The following is a 23901-nucleotide window of genomic DNA, read 5'->3' as shown; positions in this document are numbered from 1 at the left end:
GTCACTTCCCTCCTCCTGCGGTACGTCACACCTGTCGGCGACGGATAACCGCGTCGGGGCTGAGATCCAGGCGCCGGAGCAGTTGAGCGTTGAGGGCGACGACGATGGTCGACAGGGACATCAGGATCGCGCCGACCGACATCGGCAGTACGAAGCCGATCGGGGCGAGGATCCCGGCGGCGAGCGGCACCGAGATCAGGTTGTACCCGGCAGCCCACCACAGGTTCTGCTTCATCTTCCGGTAGCCGGCGCGGGACAGCTCGATAACCGACAGCACTGATCGGGGATCGTCGCTGGCGAGGATCACCCCGGCCGAGGCGATCGCGACGTCGGTGCCGGCGCCGATGGCGATACCGACGTCGGCCTGTGCGAGAGCGGGCGCGTCATTCACCCCGTCCCCAACCATCGCAACCTTGCGGCCCTCGTCCTGCAGCTGCTTTACCTTGGAGGCCTTGTCCTCCGGTCGCACGCCCGCGAAGAACCGGTCGATGCCGATCTCAGCCGCCACGGATGCTGCTACCGCTTCAGCGTCACCAGTGATCATCACGACCTGCACGTTGCGCGCGCGCAGGGCGTCGATTGCCTGCCGGGACTCGGGACGGATCTCATCGGCCAGCCGGAGCGCACCGGCGACCTTCCCGTCGATGAGGACGTGCAGGATGATCGCACCCTCCTGACGCCAAGTCCCCACAATGGGCAATTCTTGAACTTCGGTCTGCTCGAGCAGGTACGGTCCGCCGACCTGCACCACCTGGCCGTCGACGGTCGCGCGGACGCCGACCGCCGGTGAGGATTCGAAGTCCGTCGACGCCGGCACGGAAAGCTTCTGCTCGCGCGCGGCGGTCACGATGGCACGGGCCAGCGGATGCTCGGAGTCGGCCTCCGCAGCGGCCGCGAAGGCCAACAGCCAGTCCGCGTCGACCCCGTCGACCGGTTCAACAGCGGTGACGGCGGGAGCGCCCTTGGTGAGGGTGCCGGTCTTGTCGAACAGTACAGTGTTCACTGTCCGCATGCTCTCCAGCGCCAGACGGTCCTTGATCAGCACCCCGCCGCGGGCGGCGCGCTCGGTGGCGATGGACACCACTAGTGGAATCGCGAGGCCCAGGGCGTGCGGGCAGGCGATCACCAGCACTGTGATCGTGCGGATCACCGCATCATCGGGGAGCCCGACGATGGTCCATACAACAGCAGTGATCGCCGCGGCGATCAGCGCGAACCAGAACAGCCACCCGGCGGCACGGTCGGCGAGGCGTTGCGCTTTCGAGGACGAGTTCTGTGCCTCGGCGACCAGGCGTTGGATACCGGCAAGTGCGGTGTCCTCACCCACCGCCGTGATCTCGACGCGGATGCCGGAGTCGGTGGCGACGGTACCCGCGACGACCGCGTCCCCGTCGCTGCGGCGGACGGGCTTCGATTCGCCGGTGATCATCGACTCGTCCATGCTGGCCGAGCCCTGCACGACGCGACCGTCGGCCGGGACGCGTCCGCCCGGACGAACCACGACGGTGTCGCCGACCTGCAAGTCTGCGGGCGCCACGGTGACAGTGGTGTCCCCCTCCGTCTTCTCCGCCTCGTCTGGGAGGAGTGCGGCAAGGGAGTCCAGTGCGGAGATGGTCTGCGCGAGCGATCGCATCTCGATCCAGTGACCGAGGAGCATGATGACGATCAGCAGCGCCAGCTCCCACCAGAAATCCAGCTCGTGATCCAATAGCCCGAGGCTGGCGCCCCACGATGCGACGAACGCGACGGTGATCGCCAACCCGATCAGGAGCATCATCCCGGGCTTACGGGCACGCAGTTCGCTGACCGCGCCAGTGAGGAACGGGGCGCCGCCCCATGCATACATCACGGTGCCGAGGACCGGAGAGATCCAGGCCACCCAGACCGCGTCGGGCAGCGGATACCCGAGCAGCATCGAGAACATGCCCGAAAACGCCACTACCGGAACAGCGAGGATCAGATTGATCCAGAACAGTCGACGGAACCGTGCGACATGGTCTGGGCCGTGCCCGGCGTGACCGCCGTGGTCGCCGTGATGAATCCCCGTCCGCGCACCGCCGTGTCCCTCATGGCCACTTTCCTGCGCGGCCTTGTGGCTGGCGTGCGCGTCATCCACCGTGTCACCTTCGCGAGTGTCGGTCGACATGGGGTGGTGATGTGCGTGGTGGTCGTGCTGGCTCATGCTGAGCTTCCTTCCACTGTTCGCATCCGACAGATGCGGGTCAGACCTGGCAAGAACGCTGGTCACTTCGGGGGTGGTGACCGTCGAACTCCGTGGTGGGTACCGATCGCGCGGCGGTAACGCCCTCACGTCGATCGCGCTCAGACGGAGCGGCCGGTCACCGCGTAGCCGGCCTCTTCCACCGCCGCCTCGACGATTGCTGGGGCGATAGGCGTCGAGCTGCGGATCGTCACCCGGGACGCGCCGCCCGCTTTCAGGTCGACCGAAACACCCTCCACCCCGTCGATCGCGAGCAACTCCTCAGTGACACTCGACACGCAGTGTTCGCAGGTCATCCCCGTCACCTGCACATCGGAAGTAACCGCGCCCGTCGCGGCGCCCGCGTTCCCGGGAGTCGACGCAGTTGCGCAGCACGCGCAGCCAGCGCCCGCTTCCTTCAAGCCCAGGTCTATACGCTTCTCGGTGTTCATCTCTGTCTCCTCGTGATGAGCGGGTAGATGTGTCAGGAACGAACCATCCTGGCGATCGCCTCGTTGGCCTCACGGATCTTCTCTTCCGCGACCGCGCCGCCCTCGGCACTGGCTTCGGCAACGCAGTGCGAGAGATGGTCCGCCAACAGCGACAACGCGACGGACTCCAGCGCCTTCGTAGCAGCGGAGACCTGCGTGAGGATGTCGATGCAGTACTTGTCCTCCTCGACCATCCGCGCGATGCCACGAACCTGGCCCTCCGCTCGTCGCAGCCGCTTGAGCAGGTCTTCTTTACTCGCCGTGTAGCCGTTCACAGCAGATACCATACCCCCCTACCGTATAGAGGACAAGCGCTCGGTCATCTATTGAGCGCAGCGCGAGTGGCACCGGCGCGGGTGAGGAGCGATGGTGGCCTCGGGCTGACGTCACAAACGCTGCAATGAGCAGTCCGGCCGGCGAGCTCGCCGGCCCGCGCTCTGCGACACGGTGTCGATCGACAAGAGGGAGAGTTCGGCACCACAGGCGAGGTTGCACAAAATCTGTTGCAGGGGCAACGCGAAGTGGAGAGCTTCCACGGCGCGCTAACCCGGTTCAGCGGTCAAATCGTCCGCGCATTCGCGTTGCCCTGAGCCACCCCAAGCATGCGTGGCTCTCCCGTGGCACAGTTAAGGCACAGTTACCGAAATCCACCCGCGTGTTTACTTGCATCTTCAGGCAGGGGGATGCTGGTGTGCCACGAGAGCGACTCGGCGAAAACCGCGTAATTACGCGGCAAAACGGGCCATTCGCAGGTGGCAAAATGAGAGTTCGAATCCCCTATCCTCCGCCGAGTAGTAATCAAGTCTGACCAGGCTTTTTCTCGCCTAGGTTCACCGCCTTCGACCTCGCATGCAACGAGATATGCAACAGCGCTCATCGCAGCAGCTCCGCGAACCGGTCAGCGGCGCTCCGCTGCATCGTCGGCGTGACGTGGCTGTAGATGTTCATCGTCGTCGAGATATCCGCGTGCCCGAGGCGCTCCTGCACGACCTTCGCGTGCGTGCCTGCCTCGAGCAACAAGGTCGCGTGCGTGTGCCGCAGGCCCTTCAACGTGAGCCGCGGCACGTCGATGCCCGCGCGCTGAGCGGTCGCGACGCGGTAGACCCAGCGCCGGCTGATCTCATTCGGCGCGCGCAGCTCGCCGCTCATGTTGCCGAAGGCGAATGCGTCGGCGTGCGCGTGCGGTAGGTGCACCTGCCCTCGTAGCGCTTTGTACGCGCGCAGGACAGCGACCGTCGCGGGGTCGATGTCGATCGCGCGGCCACCGCCCGTCTTCGTCGTCTTCACCTCACGCGCTCGCGCCGTGTCGGCCGCGCGTCGCACACTGATACGGCCGTGCACGATGTCGACGTCGCCCCACCGCAGCGCGAGCGCCTCGGACCGCCGCATGCCGGTGTACGCGATCGCGTGCCACAGCGAGTACAGATCATCGCGATACACATCGCGGTCCCACGCCAGGAAGGCCGCGAGCTCTGCGGCGCTCCACGTCGCGACCTCGGGCCGCTGAGTCCGTACCTGCTTGCTCGTGGGCGCTTGCACGGTGCGGCGCTTGCGGGCGACGTTGACGGAAATGAGCCCGTCCTCGATCGCGGCATCGAGCAGAGCACCGATGACAACGTGCACCTTGTTCACCGTGTTTGCAGACAGTGGCTCGCCCCAATGCTTGCCGTCGCGGCGTCCCTCACGCTCCAGGAATCGATAGTGCGTGCTCAGCCTGGACGACGTAAGTCGGTCCAGTCGCGTCGCGCCGAGCTGGGGCACGACGTGATTTCGCACGATGCGGGTGTAGCCCTGGATCGTCGATGCTTCGAGACGCAACCCATCGAGCCACTGAGCGGCGAACGCCCCTACGGTCGGCGCTCCGGCCGCCGTCACTCGCACGTGCTCTCGCAACTTGCGACGTGCGTCCTGTAGGCCGGCGTCGGCTGCCTTCATCGTGGCGTAGCCGGCCTGCCCAGCCTGCCTTGTGCCAGCGTCGGCGTTCTCGGGATCGATGGGGACGCGCAGTTGCCAGCGCCAGCGCTCCCCCGCCGTGGTCCTATAACGGGTGATAGACCCGACGCCCCGCCGCCTGGTCACTCGGGTGCCTTCAGTTCGCCAGTCGGGTCGAGGATCGTAGGCACTTCGACCCCCATCGCAATCAGACGCTCACGGACCGCCCGCAGCCGATCAAGTTGAAGCTGCACACGCTCGGTCAAGACAGTGCGCTCAACCCCACTCGTCTCAACGGCCTCCAGATAAGCCTCCTGGAATCGGAGCAGTTCCACTTCGTAGCGCCATCGCATCTGATAAGCGTCCGTGACGGCATACCAGCCTTGAAATCCAGCATCAGCTTGCGTCACCACGTCGGAGACGTTGTTGCTGTCGCCGTTGAACCACCCGATGGCATCCCATGCCGTCATGAACCGACCAGGCAGAACCTCTATGAACGCCGTCTCCGTCAAAGGGGCGAGGAGCGCGAACGGCGGCACGTTCAAAGCGCGCGATAGCACGAACAGGTCACCCAGCGTTACCGATGCCCGCTCACCATTCTCCAGTTTTGCGATCACGGAGCGATGGACGGCATGCCCTAGCTCACGCGTGATGTTCGACAGCGCCTGAGCGCTGAGAGACGGAGTCGATGCCTGACGCAACTTTCGAACGTTGTCCCCGACCGCTCGCGCAAGTCGTGCATCCCACGAACTCTGATCGACTGTCACGATTCAGAACATACACCACTTCGGCGTGGCGTACTTGATCTATTCAATGGCAATCCGTACAGTGGCGATCATCGGAACGAAATGGTCACTCAGTCGGCTGGCTTGTTCCGAAAATTGACAGTCATCGATTGGAGGAGTGATGGACACGCAGCTGCCACAGCGCGCGGTCAGTCCTGAGGGAGCCGCTCACTATCTGAGCATGCCGCCCGCGACGCTCGCCTACTGGCGCTCCATCGGCGTTGGTCCGAGCTGGGTGCGCCTCGGCCGCCGCGTTCGCTATGACCTTGCGGATCTGGACGCGTTCATCGAGCGCAACAAGCAGCATGCGCAGGCGTCGTAATGGGCATCGAGGAACTTCGCGCATCCCCGCAGGCGACGATCACCATTAAGGACGCCGCGGCTGTTCTGGGCATCAACACGCGGACGTTGACCTCTGCGCTGTCAATCCACGGCGGCGACATCCGCGCTGTTCGAGTCGGTCGAAGGGTCATCATTCCGCGGGATTCCTTTCTCGCCTGGCTCGACGGTGCAGACCACACTGAGGCGGATCAGACCGCCAGCGCGAGCGCGGGACCCGACGCTACGGCGATCATCCGCGCCAAGCTCATCGAACTACTCGGCGAGCTGGAGAGCGTGGCCTGAAATGGGGGCTCGCCTCGTGGGAGAAGCGATCGCGTACGCGGTCGACGTGCCGTTGACTGGCAATGAGTATCGGCTACTCATCGGCATGTCTCACACTGCACTCGACGGTGCGATCGACGACCCCCGCGAATCCCGTCGCTACTTCGATAGCCGCGATGCAATGTGCCTGGCCATCGGCCGGCGCGTCAACGACCACGACGCCACTGACCGCGCCGCGGCGTTCGAGGCGGTACGGGTCGCCCTCAGGGGCCTCGTATCGCTGGGCGCAATCGAGCAGCTCAAGCGTGGCCAGTCCGGGCAGCGTGCCGAATTCAACCTCGTGATCGAGGCGGAACAATCGCGGACGACCGCTGAGTATCGCCGACGTGCGCTGTCAAAGCGAGCGCGGCCGAGGCCGCCAAAGCCCCAGGCTCAGCCTGGCCCTGCACCCCAGGCTCAGCCTGGCCCTGCACCCCAGGCTCAGCCTGGCCCTGCACCCCAGGCTCAGCCTGGCCCTGCACCCCAGGCTCAGCCTGGCCCCAAGGAACCACAGAGGAACCACAGAGGAAAGACACGAGGAATCACATCGACTCACAGCACCGTCTCACTTGCATCTGTGGACAAGTCGATCGATGTCGATGAGAGCGAGGCGGCGGCATGAGAGCGTCCACCATCCCGGATGACACTCGGTCCGTTTTTTTTGAGACTGAGTTTCACGACTCACGCCTCCGGCTCCATGTTTTCCCCCCGAGAACCGACCACACATCAGCCACTCGTATCAAGAGATCCCTGAATCCCCTAGACACCTGGAGCGCTGCCCGACCAGCGCGCCAGGCCCCCACCAAACCCGCAGCACCGCCAAAACCGAAAGAGAGACACACAATGAGCATCTTCCGTCAGCCGATCCCCACCATCGTCGATGGCCGGCACCCATTGCCCGAGCTTTGGATTCCCGATGAAGAGAGCGAACGAGCGAGCGCGTTGCGCAAGCAGTTCAAGAAGACATTCAAGGCCACAGGTAACGACCACGCCACCTGGCGCGAGTTCGTCGGCATCCGCCTGCCCGCCCACGTTCACGAGTACTTCGCCGCGTTCCCTGCACTCTCGGCCGCTGAAAGCGATGACAGTCAGCGCGTACTCGATCCCTTCGCCGCGACGACGAGCGTGATCCGCCAAAACGGAAGCCCGATGCCCACCCAGCTATTCGTAACGCGTGCCGCGGTCGACCAGGCTCACCCCGCAGCGACCCCGCAGCCGACGGCGCTCGTGCAGGAAATCACAAGTGACGGCGACCGGTCCTGGGACGCGTACCTGACCCTCCGAGCGGTCGACGACGCACGCGCCGAAGCGCGGGCAGCTGCCGAGGCGGCTCGACAGGAACAGCACATGCGCGCAACCCTCATGTGCCCCGTCTGCGAGCAGGTGCCCGACTCGGCTGGCCAGACCGTCCGGGCGCGTTTGCTCGTCCCGGTCCAGGGCGCGGCGCACGTCCCTAGCATTCGGTCGTGTGTCCCGTGCTGGGCCGTCGCCAGCGCACAGTACGTCGCCGAACTCGCGTCGGCCCCACTCGCGGCCGGCAAATCGCGCACGCGCGGCCAGGCCGTCGCCGAACACTTGCGGCGGGCCCAGTGACCACCGGAGCGCCGCAGCGCGCAGCGCAGGGTGCTGACGGGTTGGCCTGCGCCTGTGGCGCTCCGGTCTACATCCGCAAGAGCGGCGAGTGCCGCAATTGTTACCAGAGCCGCTGGGATCACAACCGAGCCAAGCCGCCGCGCGAGTGCGTCGACTGTGCTCGGCCCGCAAGCTCACCGACCGCCCGATACTGCGATCCGTGCCGCCGTAGACGCGCCCAGAGCCGTCGCCCATTTCTCGCCGACCCGAGCACCTACAGCACGGCACACGCGCGAGTGCGGCGAGCTCGCGGCCGCGCAGCCGACTGGCGCTGCCTCGACTGCCAGAAGCGCCAGGCCAAGCAATGGGCCTACCGCGCGGGCAGCCCACGCGAGCGCGTCACCCTCGAGCTTCACGCCGGCCGAGCGCACCGTCACGTATGGTCACCGGACCCTAACGACTACGACCCGCTGTGCCTCTCCTGCCACATCGCCCGCGACCGCGACCCCCGTCCCGGATACCGCCACGATGACGCGAGGCGACGAGAACTCCGCCAGGCCTGGAGCCGCGACCACTACGAGAAGCAGACCGGCTCCGACGACGGCCGAGCAAAGTACCGCGAGCGGAAGCGCACTGAGAAGCGAAACCGAAGCCAGGCGTTTGAGATCCGCACATGGGCCGCAGAACACGGACTCACCATCAGCGCCTCTGGGCGACTGCCAGACGCCGTTCTGAGCGACTGGAACGCCGCACGGCACACCGAACCCCACCACCCCGACCACCGCATCAAATCCGCCGTCAAGAAGAACTTGACGGCAAACGCAGGAAGGTAACCCGATCACCATGGCCAGGACTTATGAAGTCGCCGTAGGGGCAGACGGCAAGCAGTTCAACAAAGCGCTCAAGCAGGACGTCATCAAACCAGTCGAAGATGCAGCGAAGTCCCTCGACGAACTCGGCGACGAAGGCGACCAGAGCGGGCGCAAGCTCGAAGCCGCCCTACGCGATGCGTCGCGAGCGTCCGACAAGCTCGACCGCAGCGTCAAAGACACCAGCAAAGGCGTCGACGACCTGAAGGGCGAAGCGAACCAGACCGGCCGCGAAATGGCAGCATCCTTCAAAGAGCCCGCAGACGCGCTCGACGCCGTACAGGAGCTCGCCGCCAACGCCTTCCAAGGGTTCGGCCCCGCCGGCGCGGTTGCGGGCCTCGCAGCGGCCACCGGCATCGGGCTCGTGACATCCGAGATCATCCGGCAGCAAGAGGAAGCGGAGAAGATGCGGGAGCGTCTCACCAGCGCCTACGCCGACGCTGCCGAGGAAGGCCGGAAGTATCTCGACCAGGCACAGATCACCGCCGACGTGCACGACCTCATGTTCAACCCCGACCGCGCCAGCGAATGGAAGCAGATTCAGGCTGACGCACTGCGACTCGAACTCGACCGCGGCACGCTCTACGCCGCCAACGCCGGTGACCTCGATGCTCAACGCATCGTCAACGAGCGCATCCGCGACCTGATGAAGGAGCAGGTCGACGCACAGAAGGCGAATGCCGAGGGTGCGGTCGCGGTCGACCCCGAGCTACAGAAGATCGTCAGCCGGTGGGATGCGGTGCTCGACGCAACCAACAAAGCGAAGCAGGGGACGGAGGAATACTCAGCCTATGTCGCCGCTAGCGAGGCCGCGAACCGTGAGCAGATCGACAAGACTGCCCGCGTCGCCGGGGAGCGCTACGCCGAACTCGCCGCACAGTACGGAGCGGGAATCACGGTGCCGGTCAGAGCGGATCTCTCGCAGTTCGAGGCGTCGGTGAAAGCCGCCATGCGCCGCTCATACGAGACGACGATCGCCGTACGGGGCGGCGGGAGGTTCATGGAATGAGCAGCGTGCTCGACTCCGCCACCGCAGGCCTAGTCGCGTCGGTCGTTGATCGGTTGGCAGCACTCGGTGACGTCAAGTGGTCACCTGAACGCGAGCAGATCCTGTCGCTAATGCTCGGAGAGTTGCGACGAGACGAAGCGACACTCGCCGTCATGACGCTCGTGCTCGCCCACGTCGCGATCGTCCGGAACGCCGACCCGCACGTGAGCCAGGATGATGCGCTGAATCTACTCCGCAACGTCGTCGGCCAACTCTTGACTCCTTGACGCGACCGTCTCGACGAGCGTGAGGCCGGCCCGAGCGCCCCCCGGTCGATCAGAGCGGCTTGTGTTCGAAGGGCAGCGAGCCCTTGGCGCGAGCGGTTCGCTTCACTTCGTCGACGAAGGCTTTGGCGAGGCGGAGTGTGCCAGCTTGGGCGTGGAGGTCGAGTTGGATGATGGCTTCGTTGGTGAGGGTGGGACTGCAGGCTTCGAATGGGAGTGTGAGGATGTCGTTGCCGACGATGGTGGTGACATCGCGTGTGCCGGTGAGGATTCCGACGCTGACGCGGGAGTTGGCATGTGCGGGCAGCGGTGTCTCGGTGCTCAGGTGCGCGGTGGCGTATTCGACTAGGTTGTCGGTGGCCGTTGGCGTAAGATCCATCTCTCCTTCCCAGTAGACGGGGTAGGCGACTTGGACGGTGGCGGCGTTCCGGTTGGCAAAGGCTTGCAGTCGCTCCTTCACAGCTCGTCGGAGGTATTCGCCGACGCGAGTTAGGACGATCTGCAGGGGCTCAGTGTTCTGTCCTTCTTGGGCGGCGAGGATCTCGGCGAGTTGCGCGCTGAGGCTGTCGAAGCTGACTTCTTCGCGTGCTTCGATGAGGTGTCGACGCCAGGCAATCACGCTTCGAATCCGCCCGAGGGTGTAGCCGATGAACGCCCTTGGTTCGCCGGCGTCTGCTTCGTCGAGTGCTTGGAGGTATGCGTTCTTCTGGTCCTTGAACACGAGGACGGGGACGTCGTTGCCTCGGATGGTGGGGATGGATGCGACGATGCGCGCGACGCGACCGTTGCCGTCCTCGAAGGGGTGAATGTGTGCGATTGCCCAGTGGAGGAGGGCGGAGAGCACTCTGGCTTTGTCTGTGGGGGCAGCGTTACGTGTTTCGAGTTCGCGGTAGATGTCGATGGTGGCTCGGAGTTCGGCGGGGAGCCGCTCGTGTGGGCAGTACCACTTTCGGCGGCCGAAACGATCGACGACGTAGTTGGCTGATCGTTTGTATTCGCCGTGATGAAGGGGTTTGGGGCCAGCGTCGGTGTCGTATGTGGTTTGGCTGGCGGTGGCGATCGTGTGGACCTCGCGAATGAGGGCCTCGTTGATGGGGTGTTCTCCTGCGCCGTGGGCGTAGTCGCGGGCAAACTCGTAGGCGTTGAGTTGGTCCTTGAAGTGGTCGCCGGCGCCGGCGCCGGCGTGGGCGAGTGCATCTTCCCACCCCTCGTCCTCCTCGGCGATCATGCGCGTGGCGCCGCGTTCAGACTGGTAGAGATCCTCGACAGCGCCGGTCTCGAAGGCGGCGGCGCGCAAAAGCGTCTGCAGCGCATCCTGGTCGTCGGTGGGCTCGTTCTCCATCGTGTCGGGGAAGTACGAGATCTCCGCTAGCCAGCCGTCGCGGTAGGAGGTGATCTCGCGGTAGGGGAGATCTGGGCGCTCGGTCATGTCGCTATCCTTCCATCGCGTGCCACCCGCTGAGGCTGGCTGTTACTTCACCTCTGCCGATTCCCCTCGACGAGCTCGATGGCGTCGGCGAGTGCGCGCAGAATTCTGATGAGATCCGTCATGCTGGCCGCTGTCGCCAGCTCCATCTTGTCGTTCACGAGCATCACAGACCCGGGACCGGCGCCCTCCTGAGACTGGTAGAGAATCGCACCGTGCGGCAGATCGATGCCGTCGTCGTCGGCGTGGAGCCACCGCTCAGGCGGCTCTCCATCGCCGCCGTGATCGAGCCACCGACCTGAACACCAAGTCACAGGGCAATCGATCCTCCGCGCGAGCGCCGCTTCGTCCTCGGGTGACAGTTCGAGGCTCATCGACCGTTCACCGCCTCGACGAGGGCGCGCATGCGGTCGTCGGCAACCTGAACATAACGTTGCGTCGTGGCCGGCGAAGCATGGCCAAGCAGCTTCTGAACTGTGAATACATCGCGATCGACGTTGTACGCCTTCGTCGCAAACCGATGTCTCAGCGCGTGCATCGTCACTCCGGCTGGGAGCAGCTCGGCGAGCCGCTTACCGACATACCTCGGCGACAAATGCCCCTCGGCGCTCACGTGGGCCTGTCGCTCGACAATTCGGCCGGGGAACACATAGCCCGGGCCGTGCGCCCGCACCGCCGCAGCGAGCGACCAGGGCATCGGTACACGCCGAAGCTTTGAGCCCTTGCCATGTACGGTCAACCACGTCGCTCCGTTTCCGTCGTCCACAAGATCACTCGTGTGAACCCGCGCGACCTCGGCCCGCCTGAGCCCGAGCTCAGCCGCCAACCGAAGCGCGAGCCCCCATCGTGGATCCGCGTCGCCGAGAGCAGTGGCATACTCAGCGTCGGTCGCGGGCCGCGCCACCGGATCGCCTGCCTTCACCTTCGGCAGCTTCAGCGTCGGATTTTCGGTTGTGCGCTCCGTCTCGACGGCCCATGCATAGAACGTCCGCAGCATCGACTTACGGCCGCGGCGAGTCTCCCTCGCCCAACGCTTGCCGGCCATCCACTCGTAGAGGTCATCGACGGTGACGGCGAACGGTTGCAGATGTGCATGGTCCCGCGCGAACGCTCGCAGACCGTCGCCCCAAGCGCGCACCGTCGAGGGCGACGTACCCTGCGCCCATAGAGAGCGCTCGAAAGCAAGAATAGGCGCGTCCCATTGCTCGGGCACTGGCCTGCGCAACATCTTGTGTCCGGTGTGAGCCGTGGGGTCGGCCGTCACGCGCTGACTGGCCATCGCCCACCTGTAGAAACATCGCACGTCCCCCGTCATCGCTGTGCGCGTCGACGGGGCGAGCGGCGCGAGCGAGGCGCACCAGGCGTCAACGAGATCGCGGGACACGTGCCACGGTGACACCTTCGCGAACAGTGCGAAGCGGCGCACATGCCTCAACCGTCGACGGCGCATCTGTTCGCTCACGTGCCCCTGAGCTACCTCAAACGCCTCCAGGGCTTCCGCCCAGCGCGCTGCTGTCGTCGCGTCCAAATGCTTCGCTCCGTGCCACATGCCCTCCGTGCTGGGCGGACTAGTGATCATGATGTTTCCCCCTCTATGCAACAGCCCATGCAACACCGCCGTTGCACAGCGCTGGTTCTCGGTGTCGCGGCTGATCGGCGGACAAAGCCGAGATCCCTTGTGCGGACTGGCCAAACGACCCCTCTACGCACCTGGCTACGCAAGGAGAGAAGACAGTTCGAATCCCCTATCCTCCGCCAACTACTTCTTGACTCCGACCTGGATTTTTCTGTCCCAGATTCAGTGCTGAGCCCGCCTGTTCCAGAATCCATGCAACATCCGGAACACCGGCCGCAAGGCATCCCGCGATGAACGTCGGCTCCGTCGTGATCGCGGCTCAGTCACGTCGAGGCGAGCCGCCGGGCGATGCGTCCGCGGCGGATGGCCTTCTCGACCTCGACGAAGAGGGGCACGACGAGGGCGAGGGCGATCGCGATGAGCCATTCGTTGCCCGTGAGCGAGACCGTGCCCACCAAGCGCTGCAGGAAGCCGATCTCGACCGCCGCGACGGTGAGGGCGGTCGGGATCGACAGCCATTTCACCGCGGCGAGGATCGGGGCGGTCAAACCTGACTCGGGGTCACGGCGCATCGCGAGTCCGCCGAAGATGGCGCCGAACGCGGCGACGACGAAGGTCATCGTCACGGGCGCGTTGGGCTGCGTGGAACTCAGCTGATCGGGGAACAGGAGCAGCGGCACGAGTGTCATCAGGAACAGCACGCCGCCGTACGCGAACCAGAGGACGACCGCGCCGCCGTTCGCGATCGTCTTCTTCGGGTCGCGCGGCGGCAGCAGCATGATCCCCGCGGGTGCGGGGTCGAGCAGGATCACGATGACCGGGAAGATCGAGATGAAGAAGTTGAGGAACAGGATCATGATCGGCGTGAGCGGCACGCCGTCGTTGATGTCGAACAGACTCGCCACCAGGAAAAGCAGCACGAGGGAGAAGAGCTGCGACATCTGATAGCGGACGTAGCTGACGATCTTGTCGTAGATCGAGCGTCCCAGCCGCACGGCGGTGACGAGCGTGCCGAAGTTGTCGTCGACGAGGATCATCTTGCCGGCCTGCTTCGTGACCTCGCTGCCCGAGCCCATCGCCACGCCGATATCGGCCTGCTTGAGCGCGGCGGCGTCGTTCACAGCATCTCCGGTCATCGCGACGACCGCGCCGTCCTCTTGCATGAGTCGCGCGAGGCGCAGCTTGTCCTCGGGCGTGACCCGCCCGAACACGTGCAGGTTCGGCAGCGCCGCCTTGAGCTCATCGTCGCTCATCGCCTGGATCTCAGCGCCGCTCGCCGCCCCGGGGCCGAGTCCCAGCTTCGCTCCGATCGCGGCGGCGGTGATCGCGTGGTCGCCCGTGATCATGCGCACCTCGATGCCGGCCTCGTGCGCGATGCGCACGGCCTCCTTCGACGACGGGCGGAGCGGGTCGATGATGCCGACGAGGCCGACGAGTTCGAGGTCGGTCACTTCCGCCATAGGATCAGCTGGCACCGGCGCACCGGCCGGCAACCGGCGGATCGCGAACGCGAGCACCCGCAGTCCTTGCTCTGAGAGCCGCCGGTTGGCTCCCAGCACGACGTCGCGCTGCGTGTCGATCGAGACCGGGCCGTCGGCGGTGGCGACCGTCGAGCAGCGGTCGAGGACGACATCCGGTCCGCCCTTGACGAGCACGACTCGAAGGGTCGAGTCCCCGCGCGGGACATCGTGGAAGGTCGCCATGAACTTGTACGCGGAGTCGAACGGCACCTCGGCCAACCGGGGATACGTGGCGCGCGTGAGCTCGGCATCCGCCCCCATCTTCGCCGCGAGCACGACGAGCGCCGCTTCGGTGGGGTCGCCGATGACGTCCCCGTCGTCGGATACCGTCGCGTCGCTGCACAGGGTCAGTCCGAGCGCCAGCGGCGAGAAGTCGGGGTTGGGCTGATCAGCCACCTGGCGGATCTCGCCGACCTTCTCATAACCGGTGCCGCCGACGGAGTACCACTCGCCCGCGAGGTAGAGCGACTCGACCGTCATCTCGTTCATCGTGAGGGTGCCGGTCTTATCGGAGTTGATCGCGCTGGTAGCCCCGAGCGTCTCGACGTCCGTGAGGTTCTTGACCACGGCATTGTGCTCGGCGAGCTGCCTGGAACCATAGGACAGCATCGCCTGCACGAACGAGGGCATGCCCGTAGGGATGGCCGAGATCGCCATCGAGATGCCGAGCAGGATGACCGACGCGATCTCTTGGCCGCGGAGCAGACCGGTCACGACGATGATCGCGACGGCGCCCCAGGCGATCCACCCGAGAACACCCGTCAGTGAGTCGAGTTCGCGCTGCAATGGAGACTTGGCCGGCTTGACCGCCGACAGCATCGAGGCGATCTGCCCCATCTGCGTGTTCATGCCGGTGTCGGTGATCACGACGGTCGCCGTCCCGCGCGTCACCATCGTGTTCTGGAACACCATGTCGGTACGATCGCCCAGAGTTGTTTCGGGGTCGCCGATCGTGCCGGCGTCTTTGGCGATCGGCGCGCTCTCTCCGGTCAGGGCGGCTTCCTGTGTTTCGAGGGTGGCTGAGCGGAGGATGCGTCCGTCCGCGGGGACGATGTCGCCCGCCTCGAGCGCCACGACATCGCCCGCGACCAGATTCGTGGACTCGATCTGCAGGAGCGAGCCGTCCCGCACGACCCTCGCCTTCGGGATCTGCATCTTCGACAGTGCGTCGACCGACGCCTTCGCCTTCATCTCCTGGCGCGTTCCGAGGAACACGTTCAACACCACGAGGGCGCCCACGACGATGCCCACGCTCACCTGGTTGATGAAAAGGCTGATGATGGCCACGATGACCAGCATCACGTTCATCGGATCTATCAGCTGGCGGAAAGCCACCTGCCAGATCGACGGCTGAGGTTCGGACGCGATCGAGTTGGGACCGTGCTCTGCGAGTCGGCGCGCGGCCTCCGCACCCGTGAGCCCCGTGCGGGCGTCCGTGCCGAAGGCCGCGACGACCGCATCCGCGTCTTGCGTGAACCAGGGAGCGGACGGGGCGGCTTCCGCGATGCTCATGATGAGAAGGCCGCCGCTATGCGAGCGCCTTGGCCTTCAGCGTGTCGTACTCGGCCTGCGTGATCGCGCCGGAGTCGAGGAGCTTCTTGGCGGATTCGATCTCGCCGGCCGGGGACGACGTGCCGGCCACGCTGCGGATGTAGTCGTTGGTCTCGCTCTGCGCTTGCCCGCGTCGTTCGAGCTCACGTTGCGCCATACCGCGACCGCGGGCGATGAGGTAGATCAGTGCCGCGAGGAACGGGAAGATCACGAGGAAGATCACCCAGCCGGCCTTCGCCCACCCGTTCAGAGTGTGGTCGCGGAACAGATCGATGATGATCGTGATGAAGATCCAGATGCATGCGAAGAGGATGTAGAACCAGAAGATCCACAGGAGGAAGTCCCAAAAGCTGCCGGTCATCATGATCTGCCTTTCGTTCGATCGGAGCGAGCGCCATCCGTGGGGTCGCCCGCCAGGGCCCACTGTCCTCTTCCACTGGGCGGCGGTCATCACCCCAACAGGATGATGACCCCGGGAAGGCTCCCGGGGTCATCGATTCGCGGTTCCGGCGATCGAGTTAGGAGTTGATCTGCTCCACGACGTCGTCGGCCGATTCTTCGAGCGCTTTGCGCAGCTTGTCGTAGTCGTCGGAGTCGATCGCCTTGCTGATGCGCTTGTCCGAACGCGTGAGCGCGTTCTCGACACGGTCGGCCCACTTGTCGTCGACGACCGCCACAACCGCCGACGTCCCGGGCGCGAGATATTCGTCCACATCGACGCCGAATCGCTTCTCGTCGCGGCTCTTCTTGATCTTGCCGAGGATCGCGCCGATACCCGCACCGACAGCGGTCGCAGCGAGCAGGGGCGGCGCGAAGAGCCCGACCACCACTCCAGCGCCCGCTCCCCACGCCGCCCCGTGGCCCACCGAGTGCGCACCGTGCTCCTTCACCTGCACTTTGCCGTCCTTGTCGCGGACGAGCACGACGGCGCCGATGATCTCATATCCGCCGGAATCCTGGCCGCTTCTGAGGGCTTCGTAGTCTTCGGATGCTGCGGCGGTGTCGTCGTACGATCCGACCACCAGCGCGAGGTTCTTGCTACCCATCGTTCTCTCCTTCGAGGTCGAGCTCGAGGGCGACCCGGCAGATCACCACGAGCTCCGCTTTCATCACGGTGCGGTGATCGTATGCGTGTGCGATGACGCGGCACGTCATCCTGTTGGGGGGATATGGATGCCGGCAGGCTCGGGAGCGGAGCTATGCACTGGTGGCCGCCACGGTCGACCGTCTGATGACCACGGGTGCTCCGGCGAGCCGCACGATCGCCCATCCGAAGATGATGCACACCGCGCCCATACCGACGGCGAAGAGCGATACCCCGTAGGCCACGACTGAGGTGAACAACGACGCCCGCAGGAAGGATGCCTGCATGACCGTCGCTCGTGCCGGGTCGTCCTGATCTAGTTCCGCATAGGTCTTGCCGCCCGACGCGCTGAGGGCGTGCGTGTTGATGATGTCGGCCTGCACGTAGGCGGTGAATGGCCCCGTGACCTGCTGCCCCTGGAACGCGATGGCGTCGTCGGGGATGGTGATCTTCTCGGCCGTCAGCTGATTCGTCACACCGATCCAGGCGACGACGCCCACCACGATCAGCAGGACGCCGATGATCATGCCGACGACCCCGGCAGCTTTGACGAGTGTGAGCTTCGTCCGTCGAGGTTCGATGGTCGCCGACTCTTCGTTCATGTCGTCCTCCTAGACGATCTCAGTGATTGCGGGGTTCTGGGTTCAGCCCAAGAGGGTCTCTGTGCCCGATCCGGAGGGTTTGGGGTCCGGAACGCGCCGCATTCGGAGCGCGCCGATCACGCCGACGAGCGCCGCGAAGATCGGGATGAGGAGGGCGATCTGGAGGGCGATGGGACGTGCCACCGTGTTGATGCGGATGACCTCCCCCTGTATCGCCTCCGGCTGGTCGACGAGGAGTTCGGCGAGCAGTTCGTTGGACATGATCTGCGCGTCCTCCTCGAGCACTTGGGCCACCTGCTGTTTGTCCTCGGCGGGGAGCACGGAGCTGGAATCCGCGAGGAAGGTGAAGACGAGAGCGAGCGAAGCGAGCATGATCGCGCCGGCGAACGCGAGCCCGAAAGACAGCCCGAACGATCCGGCCGCGGAGTTGACACCTGCCGCTTCGCTGACTCGTTCGTCCGAGATCGGGGACAGGGTGTAATTGTTCAGTTGCGACACAAGGAGCCCCAGACCCACGCCCGCGATGACGAGCGGCCCAAGGAGAAGCCATCCGGATTCGGCGCGCGGAACGACGAAGACCAGCAGCACCAGCCCGACGATGAGAAGGACGAAGCCCCAGAGGACCAGCGTCGCCGGCCTCCGCGAGCGCTTCGCCCTGCCCGCGAGCAACGCGATCGCGAACATGCTCAGCGACAGCGGCGCGATGGAGAGTCCCGCCTGCAGCGCGTTGTAGCCGAGCACCATCTGGAGATAGATGGGCAGAACGATCATGGTGCCGCCCAGCGCGATCTGCTGCATCATCTGCTGGGTCACTCCCAGCCGGAACGGCTTGGAGAAGAAGAGGGTCGGATCGAGCAGGGTCGCCTTGCCGGCGCGCTTACGTCGAATCAACCAGTAAGCGAGACTTCCCAAGCCAAGCAGCCCCACGGCGATGAGGAGAAGCACCGGGCCCTCACCCTCCTGCCACACCAGGATGCCGATGACCACGCCGCCCATGCCGACGACGGACAAGATCGAACCGACGACGTCGATCCTGCGGCTGCCCGTGTACGGGACGTCGTGGATGAGTTTGATGCCGAGCAGGACGACTCCGATGACGATCGCCTCGAGCAGGAAGGCGATCCGCCAGGAGAGGAAGGTCGTGATGAATCCGCCGATGAGCGGCCCGACGGCCGCAGCGATGGCAGCAGAGCCGCCCACAAGCGCATAGACCCGCTTCTGGGCTGCTCCTTCGAAGTTCCCGTGGATGAGCGACTGCATTGATGGGAGGAGAAGCGAGGCGCCGAGGCCGCCGACGAACGCCCAGAAGATGATGATGGGAAGAAGTGATTGTGCCAGCGTCATCGCGATCGCACCGGCGGCGTAGCAGAGCAGCCCGATGATGTAGGCGCGCTTCCGACCGATGAGGTCGCCGACTTTGCTGCCGATCAGGATGAAGGCCGCCGACACCAGCGCCTCGAGGGCGATCGCGGACTGAACGCCGCTGACCGTGGTGCCGATGTCGCGCACGACTGCCGAGATCGAGACGTTCATGATCGACGTGTCGACGACCAGGACGAACATCGCCATGGCGAGCAGGATCGCGAGCCGTCGGTTGAAGGTGGCTGCGCTCGGGCTCTCGGCACTCATCGCATCGTCTCTCGCGGCGCAGGGTTCACGCTGATGATCTCGACATTGAGACTGCCGAACATGTCCAACAGACCCACGAGTTGCGGTTGATCAGCTACCGAACCGACGATTGTCGTGCGACCATCGGCGTCGGCATCGACCGTGAAGTCATCGAGCGCGGCGAGAACAGACGGCCATAGCGGTCCGCGTACGACGATCTCCACCACCTGCGCGGTCATTTCCATCTCCCGGGTACGTGTCGTTGCCGTGCTGTGCACATGGTGACGCGCACCGGGTGCGGATCTCGTCATCCCGATGGAATGATTCGCCCCGCTCTGGCCACCGGCGTATCGGGCGAGGCGAGCAATATCCCCCATATGGGGTGATGAGGAGACGACCACCCGTGGGACTACGGTGACCCATGCTCTGCGAGCCGCAGAGACCCCACACACAGAACGGATCGACCAAATGAGCACAGTCGCACGAAGCAGTTGGACAGGCTGGGTCGTCTTCGCGGGCGTCCTTCTCCTCATCAGCGGAATCTTCAGCATCGTCCAGGGGCTGGTCGCAGTGATCGGCCCCAACTCCTACTACGTCCTCACCGCGGGATCGCTCTGGCTGTTCGACGTCGCCGGGTGGGGATGGTGGAACTTGATCATCGGCGTGCTGCTCGCCCTTACCGGGCTTGCCGTGATCGGCGGCCAGACCTGGGCCCGGGTGGTCGCCATCATCCTGCTGATCCTCAGCGCGATCGGCCAGCTGCTGCTGATCCCGGCGCAACCGTGGTGGTCCCTCATCGTGATCGCGATCGACATCCTCGTCATCTACGCACTCATCGTCCACGGGCGCGAGCTGCGCGAAGAGTCGTGACGAACCGAACATGACCGAAAGCGCGGATGCCTCGCCCGCACCTCCCGAGCGGGCGAGGTCCCTCGCCGCGGCGCCGCGGCGAGGCATCCTCGCGATCATCGACCATCCGCTCATCGTCGCGTTCACCGCGACGATCGGCGTGCTCGGCGCCCTGCTGCTGGGGTCGGCGATCGCACAGATCTCGACGATCCTCATCTACGTCTTCCTGGCGCTCTTCATCGCGCTGGGACTGGATCCGATCGTCCGCTGGCTGGAGAGAAAGGGGCTGAAACGCGGAACCGCGATCACGCTCGTGTTCTTGGCGTTCGCGCTGGTCGCCTCGGCGTTCCTGCTCGTGATGCTGCCGCCCGTGCTGGAACAGATCGGCGAGTTCGTCGCCTCGATCCCCGTGGCGATGGCCGAGATTCAGCACACGGACTGGTATCTGAGTCTCCCCGCTAACGCGCAGTCGGCGATCGGCGGAGCGCTCGATCAGCTCGCCGCGCTCATCGCACAGCCCAGCACCGTCGCGGCGATCGGCGGTGGTGCGCTCGCCGTCGGTGTCGGCATCGTGAACTTCATCACCGGCATGTTCATCGTGGTCGCCCTCACGCTCTACTTTCTCTCGTCACTCACCGCCATGAAAGACGCGTTCTACTCGATCGCTCCCGCAAGAAGTCGTCCGCGACTGGCCGTCATGACCGAGCAGATCACCGCATCCGTCGGTGAATCGCTCATCGGCTCGGTCGTGCTCTCAGCGATCAACGCGGCGGTCGTCCTGCTTCTGCACCTGTTCATCGGACTGCCGTTCCCGGCGCTGATGGCGTCGATCGCATTCGTGATCACGCTGATCCCGCTCTTCGGTTCCGTGATCTTCTGGCTCTTCGCGACCGCTGTCGCGCTCTTCTCCAGCCCCACACAGGCCCTCATCTTCGGAGTCTGCTACCTGGTCTACATCCAGGTGGAGTCGTACGTCGTCAGTCCCCGCGTCATGAACCGGGCCGTCTCCATCCCCGCCGCGCTGGTCCTGATCGGCGCGCTCGTGGGCGGCGCGCTCGCCGGCGTTCTCGGGGTACTGCTCGCCTTGCCGATCATGGCGTCGCTCCTGATGATCATCCGCGAGGTGCTGGTTCCTAGACAAGACCTGAAGACCTGATCGACATCTGATCGCGGAAGGTCGATGTGTAAGCCGACGCACCGTATTACTCCACATGTCGCCTGCCTCCTGTCGGGACCGTCCACGGCGTGCAAGGATTCGATCGTCCGAGCACTGCAGGACGTGAGGCCCCCCGCCATGACCGAAGTTCGTCGGTTCCCGCTGCACGCGGTTGACCGGCCCTCATTGAGGGCGCAACTCGATGTCGGTGCTACAGCACCGATAACTCTGCTCGTCGCGCCTGCCGGCTCCGGCAAGACTGTCCTGCTCGCGCAATGGATGGATGCCCGCATCGGCCACTCGGTGGCTTGGCTGGACGTCTCTCGGTCGGACCATGACGCATCGATCTTCAGCCGCCATCTCATCGAGGTCATCGCCGCGGTCGATCCGCGGTTGAGTTCCTTCGATGTTCCGATCGGAACGCCCGAAGGGGGGCTGGGCGAACCGTTCATCGAAGCGTTCGCGGTCGAAATGAGCAGCCTGGACGACGTGGTGGTCGTGTTCGACGACCTCCACAACCTCGCCGGCAGCGCGATCGTCGCCGACCTGTGGCGCCTGGTGGACCGCCTGCCACCGAATGTGCACTTCGTGTTCGCATCGCGGGTCGACCTGCAGATCGGTCGCAGTCGACATCGCGTCCGACACGGTCTGGTGGAGATGCGGCAGGCAGAACTTGCCTTCACGCCGGAGGTGACCGCTCGAGTGCTTGAGAGCATCACGGGAGCGGATGTCTCGCTCGCCACAGCGGCGGCGGTGACCCATCACACCGAGGGGTGGGCGGCCGGGGTTCAGCTCAGCGGACTGTCGATGAGGTTCCAAGAGCATCCTGAGCGGTTCATCGAGCACCTCGATGCATCGAACCGGCTGATCGTCGACTACATGTCGGAGGAAGTGTTCGACGCACAGCAGCCGGAACGACGTGAGGCGCTCCTGCGACTGTCGGTCCTGGACGAAGTATGCGCCGGCCTCGCCGAGTCAGTGGCGGGCGTCACGGACGGCGATGGATACCTGCGGCAACTGGAGCGAGACTCCATGTTCATCGTCAGCATTCCTGGCCGCATCGGGTGGTATCGGTTCCACCACCTGTTCCGCGACCTCCTCCGTTTTCGAATCCGCGCGGAGAGCGACGACCGTGAGTCCGCACTGCTTCGAGCCGCAGCCGCCTGGCACCTGCAGCGCGGCGAGACAACGACCGCCGTCGAATACCTGCTCCGTGCGAGGGCCTGGGATGACGTATGCGACATCGTGTTGGCCAGCGGGCCGAAGACCTACGAGCAATTGCGCACGACTACCGTCGCGCGTTGGCTCTCACTGGTTCCCGACGAGGTGCGGTGGGCGAACCCGCGGGTCGAACTGCTCTACGGCATGGTCGTCGGGATGAGTGGCCGTGGCGCCCTCACCGTCGAGATCATGCAACGGCTCCTGACCGCCGGCGTACTCGACGTCGGTGGCCAGCAAGTCGCTCTCAGCTATCTCGCCACGTGCGTCTACTTCCAGCCGCGGCCCGACCAGTTCCTCGGCGTCGCGCGACGGTCGCTCACCCTGCTCGCCGACAATCCACACGCAGACCCGCCAAACCTTCTGGGGCTCACCACTCCCGCCCTGCTCGAGACCGTGAGTCGCGTGGCACTGAGCCGCGCGCATTTTCTTCAAGGGGACATCCCCGAAGCGCGGGGAGCGATCCAAGCCGCCCTGTCCAGCGAAGGAAGTGGCTACGGCCCCTATCGAGTTCAGATTGTCGGCACGTTCGCCCTCATCGAAGCATGGAGCGGCCGCCTCGATCATGCGACGACGCTGGCGGGAGACGCGCTGGAACTCGCACGCGAGCTCTCCCTCCTCTCGCACCCCTCGCCGGCCGAGGCCCATATCGCACGAGCGATCGTCGCCGTCCAACGCGGCGAGTCGGAAGCCGGGGCCTATTCCTTGCACGAAGGCAACATTCGAGCGGCAGTGAACCAGCGAGCGCCGCTGATGTGGGTCGCCCACCTTGCCGCCGCGCTCGTCGACCCTCGGGGAACCGAGTCCGCCGCGATCGAGCCCCAGGGAGCACCCCCGCCCCTCGTCGCGCGCGGTTTGTCGGCGCTGGCATGGCGGACCGCGCGACTCAGCGGCGCGCCCCGCGATCCACGCCGGCATCTCGAATCGCACTGGTCGACGATCGCGTTCGAGCAGGTCGCTTCTCTCATCGAACTGGGCCTCATCACGGAGGCGCGCAGCCTGATCGATGGCGTGTGTTACGTCGCCGATGCCTCGCTCCCTTCCGCCGCCGTCGAGTACGGCCTTGCGTCTGCGTGGCTCGCATCGGCGGAGGGTCGTGGCGTCGAGTCGCGGCGGCAGCTGAGCGACGTTCTGAATCTCGCGGAGCGCGAGAACCTGAAGTACCCGATCCTCGCGGCCGGGCGTGCCGTTATCGAACTCGTCAAAGCACTCCCCGGTCCGACAAGTCACTTTCGCGAGCAGCTCATCCGTATGGCCAGACCTTCGAGTGCGGGGACGGAGTCGCTGCCTACAGCTCTGACCGCGAGGGAGGTAGAGCTCCTGGATCTTCTTCCCACGCGACTCACCAACGTGGAGATCGCCGACCGATGGTACGTCTCGGTCAATACGATCAAATCTCATCTGGCGCATATGTATCGGAAGATGGGCGTCGCGGATCGGAACGCTGCAATCGTCCGCGCCCGGCAGCTGGGCCTCCTGGCGGCCGACGGCGCACCGTCCAGGAATTCGCCTTCCGACCTGCAGTGAGAGTCTCCTGACACGCGCATC

24 protein-coding genes are annotated in these 23901 nt (G+C 65.2%); 9 read left to right on the top strand and 15 right to left on the bottom strand.

The window, feature by feature from the left end; translation table 11 throughout:
- Window positions 1–25: 25 nt before the first annotated feature.
- The 5 genes from MA876_RS16600 to MA876_RS16580 form a co-directional block, all read right to left on the bottom strand.
- Entirely contained in the window at window positions 26–2182 is a 2157-nt protein-coding gene (locus MA876_RS16600) for a heavy metal translocating P-type ATPase (protein WP_248152139.1), read from the bottom strand.
- Between the two features lie 140 nt (window positions 2183–2322).
- Window positions 2323–2652 (bottom strand): heavy-metal-associated domain-containing protein, encoded by a 330-nt coding sequence (locus tag MA876_RS16595; protein ID WP_248152136.1) that lies wholly within the window; start codon window positions 2650–2652, stop codon window positions 2323–2325.
- Window positions 2653–2684: 32 nt separating this feature from the next.
- Window positions 2685–2966 carry a metal-sensitive transcriptional regulator gene (locus MA876_RS16590; protein WP_308221671.1) on the bottom strand — a complete coding sequence of 94 codons (282 nt, stop codon included), beginning with the start codon at window positions 2964–2966 and terminating at the stop codon, window positions 2685–2687.
- A gap of 598 nt (window positions 2967–3564) precedes the next feature.
- Window positions 3565–4566, bottom strand: a complete 1002-nt coding sequence (locus tag MA876_RS16585) for a tyrosine-type recombinase/integrase (protein WP_248152131.1) — start codon at window positions 4564–4566, stop codon at window positions 3565–3567.
- Window positions 4567–4766: 200 nt separating this feature from the next.
- The gene (locus MA876_RS16580) at window positions 4767–5390 is read right to left on the bottom strand and encodes a helix-turn-helix domain-containing protein (RefSeq protein ID WP_248152129.1); all 624 of its coding nucleotides are present in this window, start codon (window positions 5388–5390) and stop codon (window positions 4767–4769) included.
- 139 nt (window positions 5391–5529) lie between these two features.
- Here MA876_RS16580 and MA876_RS16575 point away from each other — a divergent pair, with 139 nt between their 5' ends.
- Both MA876_RS16575 and MA876_RS16570 read left to right on the top strand, forming a co-directional pair.
- Window positions 5530–5730, top strand: a complete 201-nt coding sequence (locus MA876_RS16575) for a helix-turn-helix transcriptional regulator (protein WP_248152128.1) — start codon at window positions 5530–5532, stop codon at window positions 5728–5730.
- On the top strand, window positions 5730–6032 hold the full coding sequence (locus MA876_RS16570) for a helix-turn-helix domain-containing protein (protein ID WP_248152126.1): 303 nt from the start codon (window positions 5730–5732) through the stop codon (window positions 6030–6032). Before MA876_RS16575 ends, MA876_RS16570 begins: the two co-directional genes overlap by 1 nt.
- A gap of 73 nt (window positions 6033–6105) precedes the next feature.
- On the opposite strand, the gene MA876_RS16565 is transcribed toward MA876_RS16570, so the two are convergent.
- Window positions 6106–6369, bottom strand: coding sequence for a hypothetical protein (locus MA876_RS16565; RefSeq protein WP_248152123.1), 264 nt, complete (start codon window positions 6367–6369; stop codon window positions 6106–6108).
- A gap of 524 nt (window positions 6370–6893) precedes the next feature.
- Between MA876_RS16565 and MA876_RS16560 the strand changes: the two genes are divergently transcribed.
- From MA876_RS16560 to MA876_RS16550, 4 genes are read left to right on the top strand one after another with little or no spacing between them, the layout of a single operon-like run.
- On the top strand, window positions 6894–7643 hold the full coding sequence (locus MA876_RS16560; protein WP_248152120.1) for a hypothetical protein: 750 nt from the start codon (window positions 6894–6896) through the stop codon (window positions 7641–7643).
- Window positions 7526–8455 carry an Lsr2 family DNA-binding protein gene (locus tag MA876_RS19420; RefSeq protein ID WP_425561211.1) on the top strand — a complete coding sequence of 310 codons (930 nt, stop codon included), beginning with the start codon at window positions 7526–7528 and terminating at the stop codon, window positions 8453–8455. Before MA876_RS16560 ends, MA876_RS19420 begins: the two co-directional genes overlap by 118 nt.
- Before the next feature lie 10 nt (window positions 8456–8465).
- Window positions 8466–9500 carry a hypothetical protein gene (locus MA876_RS16555; RefSeq protein ID WP_248152110.1) on the top strand — a complete coding sequence of 345 codons (1035 nt, stop codon included), beginning with the start codon at window positions 8466–8468 and terminating at the stop codon, window positions 9498–9500.
- Window positions 9497–9766 carry a hypothetical protein gene (locus MA876_RS16550; RefSeq protein WP_248152107.1) on the top strand — a complete coding sequence of 90 codons (270 nt, stop codon included), beginning with the start codon at window positions 9497–9499 and terminating at the stop codon, window positions 9764–9766. Before MA876_RS16555 ends, MA876_RS16550 begins: the two co-directional genes overlap by 4 nt.
- A gap of 49 nt (window positions 9767–9815) precedes the next feature.
- Here the strand turns inward: MA876_RS16550 and MA876_RS16545 are convergent, their stop codons facing one another.
- The 9 genes from MA876_RS16545 to MA876_RS16505 form a co-directional block, all read right to left on the bottom strand.
- Window positions 9816–11192 (bottom strand): Fic family protein, encoded by a 1377-nt coding sequence (locus tag MA876_RS16545; protein WP_248152104.1) that lies wholly within the window; start codon window positions 11190–11192, stop codon window positions 9816–9818.
- A gap of 47 nt (window positions 11193–11239) precedes the next feature.
- Complete coding sequence (locus MA876_RS16540; protein WP_248152100.1) at window positions 11240–11563, bottom strand: hypothetical protein; 324 nt, start codon at window positions 11561–11563, stop codon at window positions 11240–11242.
- Complete coding sequence (locus MA876_RS19360; protein ID WP_248152099.1) at window positions 11560–12651, bottom strand: tyrosine-type recombinase/integrase; 1092 nt, start codon at window positions 12649–12651, stop codon at window positions 11560–11562. Before MA876_RS19360 ends, MA876_RS16540 begins: the two co-directional genes overlap by 4 nt.
- A 437-nt stretch (window positions 12652–13088) precedes the next feature.
- A complete protein-coding gene (locus MA876_RS16530; RefSeq protein WP_248152097.1) occupies window positions 13089–15797 on the bottom strand; it encodes a cation-translocating P-type ATPase in 2709 nt (902 codons plus the stop codon).
- Window positions 15798–15813: 16 nt separating this feature from the next.
- Window positions 15814–16197 carry an SHOCT domain-containing protein gene (locus MA876_RS16525; protein WP_248152095.1) on the bottom strand — a complete coding sequence of 128 codons (384 nt, stop codon included), beginning with the start codon at window positions 16195–16197 and terminating at the stop codon, window positions 15814–15816.
- A gap of 157 nt (window positions 16198–16354) precedes the next feature.
- The gene (locus MA876_RS16520) at window positions 16355–16882 is read right to left on the bottom strand and encodes a DUF1269 domain-containing protein (protein ID WP_248152093.1); all 528 of its coding nucleotides are present in this window, start codon (window positions 16880–16882) and stop codon (window positions 16355–16357) included.
- Window positions 16883–17033: 151 nt separating this feature from the next.
- Window positions 17034–17522: an aromatic ring-opening dioxygenase LigA gene (locus MA876_RS16515; RefSeq protein ID WP_248152090.1), complete on the bottom strand. Its 489-nt coding sequence runs from the start codon at window positions 17520–17522 to the stop codon at window positions 17034–17036.
- A 42-nt stretch (window positions 17523–17564) separates the two neighbouring features.
- Window positions 17565–19151 (bottom strand): MFS transporter, encoded by a 1587-nt coding sequence (locus tag MA876_RS16510; RefSeq protein ID WP_248152087.1) that lies wholly within the window; start codon window positions 19149–19151, stop codon window positions 17565–17567.
- Complete coding sequence (locus tag MA876_RS16505; protein ID WP_248152083.1) at window positions 19148–19369, bottom strand: DUF8691 family protein; 222 nt, start codon at window positions 19367–19369, stop codon at window positions 19148–19150. Before MA876_RS16505 ends, MA876_RS16510 begins: the two co-directional genes overlap by 4 nt.
- A gap of 229 nt (window positions 19370–19598) precedes the next feature.
- Between MA876_RS16505 and MA876_RS16500 the strand changes: the two genes are divergently transcribed.
- From MA876_RS16500 to MA876_RS16490, 3 genes are all read left to right on the top strand, one after another.
- A complete protein-coding gene (locus MA876_RS16500; protein WP_248152079.1) occupies window positions 19599–20000 on the top strand; it encodes a DUF7144 family membrane protein in 402 nt (133 codons plus the stop codon).
- Between the two features lie 10 nt (window positions 20001–20010).
- Window positions 20011–21135, top strand: coding sequence for an AI-2E family transporter (locus tag MA876_RS16495; protein WP_248152076.1), 1125 nt, complete (start codon window positions 20011–20013; stop codon window positions 21133–21135).
- 138 nt (window positions 21136–21273) lie between these two features.
- A complete protein-coding gene (locus MA876_RS16490; protein ID WP_248152074.1) occupies window positions 21274–23880 on the top strand; it encodes a winged helix-turn-helix domain-containing protein in 2607 nt (868 codons plus the stop codon).
- Window positions 23881–23901 lie beyond the last annotated feature (21 nt).

The sequence above is a fragment of the Microbacterium aoyamense genome, assembly GCF_023155855.1.
In the GTDB taxonomy this organism is placed as follows: Bacteria; Actinomycetota; Actinomycetes; order Actinomycetales; family Microbacteriaceae; genus Microbacterium; species Microbacterium aoyamense.
This window is presented reverse-complemented; position numbering and strand designations above follow the sequence as displayed.